This window comes from Streptomyces sp. NPDC005574, from assembly GCF_040605435.1.
GTDB lineage: Bacteria > Actinomycetota > Actinomycetes > Streptomycetales > Streptomycetaceae > Streptomyces.
Genome location: NZ_JBEXCW010000355.1, coordinates 1 through 1090, shown reverse-complemented (window position 1 = coordinate 1090; position 1090 = coordinate 1). Strand labels below are relative to the sequence as shown.

Below are 1090 nucleotides of genomic sequence, written 5' to 3'. Positions count from 1 at the left end.
CTGTTGATCACCGCGGACGCCGGCGGGTCGAACAGCTACCGCTACCGGCTGTGGAAGACCGAGCTGGCCGCGTTCGCCGCCGAGGCCGGACTAACGGTGACGGTCTGTCACTTTCCTCCGGGTACTTCGAAATGGAACAAAATCGAGCACCGGCTGTTCTCCCACATCACCATGAATTGGCGCGGCCGTCCGCTGACCAGCCACGAGGTCGTCCTCAACACGATCGCCGCGACCACCACCCGGACCGGCCTACGCGTCGAGGCCGCTCTCGACGAGGGCTCCTACCCGACCGGCATCGCGATCAGCCGCGAACAGGTGCAAGCCCTGCCGATCACCGCGCATGCCGACCGCGGCCAGTGGAACTACAGCATCGCCCCGACCGGCGGCACTGCCCCCGCACCGCGCGCTGATGAACGTGCCAAGGCCCGCGCTCAAACCCTGCAGATGCTCGCCGACCCCCGCCTGACCGGCATGAACAGCGCCGAACTGGACGCACTGCAAGCCCAGCTGGCCAAGGTCCAGGCGGCAGCGGCCGAACAGCACCGCTATGTGCTCCGCAAAGGACGACGCGTCGCCACGACCGGCCGCAGCCGATCACTGCTGTCGGATGCGGACGAAGTCCTGCTCACCGTCGTCTACCTTCGTCAGGTCTGCCCGCAGAAGGTGCTGTGCGACCTCCTCAGTATCAACCCGGTCACCATCGGCCAGGCCATCAAGGCAACCCGGAAGCTGCTGGACGAACGGAAGATCAGCATCACACCCACCGTCGTGCGCTACTTCACCCGCGCTCAAGACCTCCGCGCCTGGGCCACCGGCGACGGCCCGGCCGAGCACGCTCCCGCGACGCTGACCCGCCAGAGCCTGACGGACCCGGAGTTGACCGGCATGAGCCGCGAGGCGCTGCACGCCCTGCTCGAAGAGTTGATCGTGCCCTACGCCGCCGCGATCGAAGAACGTCGCCACCGCCAGCGCGGCGGCAGCCGACGTCCGGGCAGAGCCGCGGCGGCGTCTTCCGGCAGAAGATCACCGACGGCGACCGGATCCTCGCCACGATTCTCTACCGCCGCCGTGTCTGCGGCCTCGACGTTCT

Annotated in this window: 1 pseudogene; it reads left to right on the top strand. The window is 68.1% G+C overall.

Features of this window, described 5'->3' with window-relative positions:
* A pseudogene (locus ABZT03_RS44715) lies at positions 1-378 on the top strand (ISAzo13 family transposase); the annotation flags it as partial.
* Positions 379-1090: the final 712 nt, after the last annotated feature.